Raw genomic sequence first — 1,315 nt, forward strand, 5'->3', positions numbered from 1 at the left:
CTTGGCTTCAAGGGGTGGATGCAACACATCTGATTGAGGAGTGTTGCTGTGCCGCGTCCGCCGTTGAGGTCTGTTGTCCGTCAGTTCTGGGTTCACATTGGTAATGGCTGTGCCGCCGCGGAGGCCGGTGTTGCCGTCGGCGTGTCGGAACGTTCGGGTTTGCGCTGGTTTGCTGATGCTGGCGGCGTGAGACCACGGCTATGTGAACCCAAAAGCGTTGGCCCGCGCCCGAGACTGACCTTCGAAGACCGGGTCGAGATCGAAATCGGTGTCAGGACTTACGAGTCGTTGCAGTCGATTGGAAATCGGCTGGGCCGGCCGGCGTCAACGATCAAACGCGAGATCGACGCCAACGGGGTGACCAACAGCTACGACGGGCGCAAATCCGGGTATCGGCGCAAGGAAGCCTTCGGGGCCCGACAGAGCGGAAAAACCGCGCACGTTCAGTATCGGGCGCTCACAGCGCAAGCACGCGCCGATGACCGCGCCGGCCGTCCCAAGCAGAGCAAGCTAGCGGCAAATGACCGATTGCGTCAGGAGGTGCAGACTCGGTTAGACGACTTCCATAGTCCCGGCCAGATCGCGGTGGGGCTGCGGCGCGATTTTGCTGACGATGCGGAGATGTGGGTGTCACACGAAGCCATCTATCAGGCGATTTACGTGCAAGGCCGCGGCCATTTACGCCGCGATATCCACCGCTGTCTGCGCACCGGGCGGGCTTTGCGCAAACCGCGCAGCAGCCCCGGTCAACGGCGGGGCCGTATCCCGAACATGGTCAACATCAGCGAGCGTCCACCGGAAGTGGCTGACCGCGCGGTGCCTGGCCACTGGGAAGGTGACCTCATTCTGGGCAGCACCGAATCGGGCTCGGCGATCGGCACCCTCGTCGAGCGCAGCACCCGATTCGTCATGCTGTTGCACCTGCCCGACAACCACGGCGCGCTGGCCGTCCAAGACGCCATCATCGCCAAGATGGCCCAGCTGCCGGCGATGCTGCGCCGCACGTTGACCTGGGACCAAGGCAAGGAAATGGCCAACCACATCGCCATCGCCGCCGCCACGGACTTGAATATCTACTTTTGTGACCCGCACTCCCCGTGGCAGCGCGGCAGCAACGAAAACACCAACGGACTGCTGCGCCAATGGTTTGCCAAAGGCACTGACCTATCAGTGTTTCCCGCCGACTACCTCGACTACGTGGCGGCCAAACTCAACAACAGACCACGCCAAACACTGGACTGGAAAACCCCCGCCGAAGCCCTCGACGAACTACTGTCCAATCCACCCACTGTTGCATCGACCGCTTGATTCCGCC

At 62.3% G+C, this 1,315-nt stretch carries 1 protein-coding gene; it reads left to right on the forward strand.

From position 1 onward, the window contains the following. Positions 1-48: 48 nt before the first annotated feature. Positions 49-1,308, forward strand: coding sequence for an IS30 family transposase (locus tag AC5Y4S_RS29735; RefSeq protein ID WP_500036093.1), 1,260 nt, complete (start codon positions 49-51; stop codon positions 1,306-1,308). Positions 1,309-1,315: the final 7 nt, after the last annotated feature.

Source organism: Mycobacterium sp. NGS64, assembly GCF_059812245.1.